Consider the following 4165-nt stretch of genomic DNA (forward strand, 5'->3'; position numbering starts at 1 on the left):
CTCCCCTGAAGGAGAGGGGAGAAGGTAGAGTGCGGCCAGCCAGTTGGAGCGTTTGGGTTCCAGCAGAGCGGATTCGGTGATGGTGCCCGGCGTGACGATCCGCACGATGGCGCGTGCCACCACGCTCTTGCTGCCTCGCATTTTTGCGTCGCGCGGGTCTTCGATCTGTTCGGCAATGGCCACACGGTGCCCGGCGCGGATCAGGCGGGCGAGATAATTTTCATGGGCGTGGACGGGCACGCCGCACATCGGGATCGGCTCCCCGCCATGCTCGCCGCGCTTGGTCAGCGCGATGTCGAGGCATGCGGCGGCAGCGACGGCATCATCAAAGAATAATTCGTAGAAATCGCCCATGCGATAGAACAGCAGCGTGTCTGGCACCTCGGCCTTGATACCGAGATATTGGGTCATCATGGGGGAAGCGGCGGTCACGTTGCAGCGATAGCGCGCAGGCGCTGCGGTGCAAAGGGGCGCGTGAAAGCGGCACGATGGATAGCAAAGCGCTTGCCCCTTTGCTGCCGCAATCCTATCCGTGGCACATTCAGCTTTCGGGACAGAGCATGAGCAGCATCGACGATAACGACTTTGGTGACCGCGAGGCGCTCGCCTATCACCGGATGGGCAAGGCCGGGAAGATCGAGATCATCGCTTCCAAGCCGATGGCGACGCAGCGCGATCTGTCCCTGGCCTATTCGCCGGGCGTGGCAGCGCCCGTGCGCGCCATCGCTGCCGATCCGGATAGTGCCTATGATTACACCATCAAGGGCAATCTGGTCGCCGTCATCTCCAACGGCACCGCCATCCTGGGCCTGGGCAATCTGGGTGCGCTGGCGTCCAAGCCGGTGATGGAAGGCAAGGCAGTGCTGTTCAAGCGCTTTGCCGATATCGATTCCATCGATCTGGAAGTAAACACCGAAGACGTCGACAAGTTCATCGCCTGTGTGGAACTGCTGGAGCCATCGTTCGGCGGCATCAACCTTGAGGATATCAAGGCGCCGGAGTGTTTCATCATCGAAACCACGCTGAAGGAACGGATGAACATCCCGGTCTTTCACGATGATCAGCATGGCACTGCCATCGTGGCTGCCGCCGGCATGATCAACGCCATGCATCTGACCGGACGCAAGCCGGAGGATGTGAAACTGGTGGTGAACGGTGCCGGGGCCGCGGCCATTGCCTGCACGGAACTGATCAAGCTTTATGGCGTCAAGCATGTCATCATGTGTGACACGTCGGGCGTCATCTACAAGGGCCGCGAAAAGGGCATGAACCAGTGGAAATCGGCCCACGCCGCCGATACGCCGGCGCGCACGCTCGAAGAAGCGATGGTGGGTGCCGATGTGTTCATGGGCCTCAGCCAGAAGGGTGCTGTCAGCTCCGAGATGGTGGCCAGCATGGCGGCCAATCCGATCATCTTTGCCATGGCCAACCCCGATCCCGAAATCACGCCCGAAGAAGTCCACGCCGTGCGCAGCGATGCCATCGTGGCCACCGGACGCAGCGATTATCCCAATCAGGTCAACAACGTGCTGTGCTTCCCCTATCTGTTCCGGGGTGCGCTGGATGTGCGGGCGACCGCCATCAACGAAGAGATGAAGCTGGCCGCGGCCAACGCCATTGCGTCGCTGGCGCGCATGCCGGTGCCCGATGAAGTGGCGGCGGCATACGGCGGCAAGGCCCGCACCTTTGGCCCCGAATATATCATCCCGGCGCCGTTTGATCCGCGCCTGATCGAACATATCCCGACCGCCGTTGCCAAGGCCGCCATGGCTTCGGGTGCAGCGCGCAAGCCGTTCTTTGATGAAGAGGCCTATCGCCAGGAACTGCGCGGCCGCCTCAATCCCACCACCTCGATCCTGCAGGGCGCCATCGAAAGCGCGCAAAGTCGCCCGCGCCGGGCGGTATTTGCCGAAGCCGAACAGGATGTGGTGCTGCGCGCCGCCATGAACTGGAAGAACAGCGGTTACGGCACGCCGGTGCTGGTTGGCCGCGAAGGGCCGGTGCGCGAAGGTCTGGCCCGGCTGGGCGTGGAAGACATCGACAGTTTCGAAATCCACAACAGCGCGATCTCGCCGCTGGTGCCAAAGATGGTGGAATATCTCTATGGCCGGCTGCAACGGCGCGGCATGCTGCACCGCGATGTGCAGCGCATGGTCAACCACGAGCGCAATGTGTTTGGCGCGCTGCTGGTGGCGATGGGTGAAGCCGATCTGATGCTCACCGGGGTTACGCGCAATTTCGCCACCACTTATCGCCAGGTGCGCCAGGTGATCGATCCGGTGGATGGCTGCCGGCCGTTCGGCATCCACATGCTGGTGGGCAAGCAGCAGACGATCTTCATCGCCGATACCACGGTGACAGAACGCCCGACCGCCGAAACGCTGGCCACGATCGCCAAGGAAACGGCAGCGGTGGCGCGCCGGCTGGGCCAGGAACCGCGCGTGGCGTTCCTGAGCTACAGCAATTTCGGCAACCCGCGCGGCGAGTTCGTGGACAATTTGCGCGGCGCCGTGGAGATCCTCGACAGCGAGCAGGTTGGTTTCGAGTATGAAGGCGAAATGTCGGCCGACGTGGCGCTCAATCCGTCGATGCGAGCGCAGTACCCGTTCAATCGCCTGTCGGGCCCGGCCAATGTGCTGATCATGCCCGGCCTGCACAGCGCCAACATTGCCGCAAAACTGATCAAGGAAGTCGCCAATTTGCGCGTTGTCGGCCCGATGCTGGTCAATATGTCGAAACCGGTGCAGATCGTGCCGATGAACAGCAGCGCCGCCGATATCGTCACGCTGGGCGTGCTCGCGTCGACAGGCGTGGTGTGTTGAAACCACCGGTTCTGCTCATCCACGGCATGTGGTCGACGCCGGGCACGTTTGACCGGCTGCGCCTGGTGCTGGAGGAGGCCGGCCACCGCACCCACGCGCCGGCCCTGCTGTTCCACGATCGCCCGGCCTGCCTGCCACCCGCAGCGGCACTGGGCGAACTGTCGATCACCGCCTATGTCGATCATCTGGTTGCCGAGGCGGGCAAATTGGGGGAACCGCCGGTAATCCTTGGCCACTCGATGGGCGGCCTGCTGGCCCAGATGGTGGCGCTGCGGATTCCGCATGCCGGATTGGTGCTGCTGTCGCCAGCCGCCGCCGCCAACAGCCAGTCGCCCAGCCTCGATCAGGCCCGAACGCTCAAGAACGTGCTGCTGAAATGGGGTTGGTGGGATAGCCCGACCATGTTCGATGAAGCCGGTGCGCGCTGGGGCTGTTTCAATGGTGTGCCCGAAGAGGTCACCGCCAAGGAAATCGCCGCGCTGGTGTGGGATTCAGGCCGAGTGCTGGCCGAAATGGCGCTGCCGCCGCTGTATGGCAATATCACGCGGGTGGATTATGCGCGGTTGACCCAGCCGGCGCTGGTGGTGGTGGGCGGCAATGATCGCACCACGCCGCCGGGCATTGCGCGCGCCACCGCGCGGCAGATTGCTGGCACGGTGGATTATCACGAATGGCCCGGCGTGCCGCACTGGCTGTTCTGGGGCGAGATTGAACAAAGGCTGCACGCCACGGTGATGACGTGGCTGGCGACGCTGGCCTGATTGCAGCCCTTAAGGCCGAGGCGCTGCGCCTGGGCTTTGCCGATATCGGTATCACCACGGCCGCTGCGGTGCCGCAGGCCGGGGGGCGCCTGCGCCAATGGCTCGCCGAAGGCTGCCACGGCGACATGATCTGGATGGAAGGCCGCGCCGATGAACGCGCGTCGCCGCAAGGCCTGTGGCCCGATGTGAAGAGCGTCATCATGCTCGGCACCAGCTATGCGCCGGCGCTGGATCCGCTGCGGCTGGCGGGTGAAGGCGATACCGGGGTGATTTCGGTTTATGCGTGGAACCGCGATTATCATGATCTTATCAAGAAACGGCTGAAGGCGCTGGCGCGCTGGCTGGTGGCGCAAGCCGGCTGCGAGTTGAAAGTCTTCGTTGATACCGCCCCGGTGATGGAAAAGCCGCTGGCCGCCGCTGCCGGGTTGGGCTGGCAGGGCAAGCACACCAATCTGGTCTCGCGCCAGCATGGCAGCTGGCTGTTCCTCGGCGCGATCTACACCACGCTCGATCTGGCGGCCGACGCACCGCATGCGGATCGGTGCGGCAGCTGCACCCGTTGCCAGACGGCCTGTCCGACCG

Annotated in this window: 3 protein-coding genes and 1 pseudogene; 3 read left to right on the forward strand and 1 reads right to left on the reverse strand. The window is 63.6% G+C overall.

The window, feature by feature from the left end; genetic code table 11:
- Window positions 1-414: pseudogene (locus tag RMO81_RS05580) on the reverse strand (DNA mismatch repair protein MutS); the annotation flags it as partial.
- Between the two features lie 146 nt (window positions 415-560).
- Between RMO81_RS05580 and RMO81_RS05585 the strand changes: the two are divergent.
- From RMO81_RS05585 to queG, 3 genes are all read left to right on the forward strand, one after another.
- A complete protein-coding gene (locus RMO81_RS05585) occupies window positions 561-2822 on the forward strand; it encodes an NADP-dependent malic enzyme (protein ID WP_310474780.1) in 2262 nt (753 codons plus the stop codon).
- Complete coding sequence (locus tag RMO81_RS05590) at window positions 2819-3583, forward strand: alpha/beta hydrolase (protein WP_310474781.1); 765 nt, start codon at window positions 2819-2821, stop codon at window positions 3581-3583. The genes RMO81_RS05585 and RMO81_RS05590 overlap by 4 nt, the downstream gene beginning before the upstream one ends.
- A partial coding sequence (gene queG, locus RMO81_RS05595) for a tRNA epoxyqueuosine(34) reductase QueG (RefSeq protein ID WP_409049586.1) occupies window positions 3562-4165 on the forward strand: 604 nt, incomplete at its 3' end. The genes RMO81_RS05590 and queG, both read left to right, overlap by 22 nt.

Origin of the sequence: Sandarakinorhabdus sp., assembly GCF_031422795.1 — a bacterium.
Taxonomy (GTDB): Bacteria; Pseudomonadota; Alphaproteobacteria; order Sphingomonadales; family Sphingomonadaceae; genus Sandarakinorhabdus.

Coding starts and splice junctions, on each gene's coding strand:
- RMO81_RS05585 (WP_310474780.1), top strand. CDS start 561: ATGAGCAGCATCGACGATAACGACTTTGGTGACCGCGAGGCGCTCGCC.